We start from the raw sequence: 253 nt of genomic DNA, 5'->3' as shown, positions 1-253 counted from the left end.
CCTATTGAAGGTGCGGACTTGAACCCACTGCTTCAGGATGTTGGACTGATTTTTCATCCACCTATGCTGTACATGGGTTATGTGGGTTTTTCGGTAGCGTTTTCTTTTGCGATTGCTGCATTGATAGAGGGACGGGTTGATGCTGCCTGGGCACGTTGGACAAGGCCCTGGACAAATGTGGCCTGGGTTTTCCTAACACTTGGCATAGCGCTCGGCAGTTGGTGGGCATACTACGAACTGGGCTGGGGTGGCT

At 52.2% G+C, this 253-nt stretch carries 1 pseudogene; it reads left to right on the top strand.

Annotated features, from left to right (window positions below):
• Positions 1-253 (top strand): annotated as a pseudogene (gene ccsA, locus V7756_RS18910) (cytochrome c biogenesis protein CcsA); the annotation flags it as partial.

It is taken from the genome of Halopseudomonas sp., assembly GCF_036961105.1.
Taxonomy (GTDB): domain Bacteria; phylum Pseudomonadota; class Gammaproteobacteria; order Pseudomonadales; family Pseudomonadaceae; genus Halopseudomonas.
Note: the sequence above shows the minus strand (reverse complement) of the source record. Positions and strands in the feature narration are given on the sequence as shown.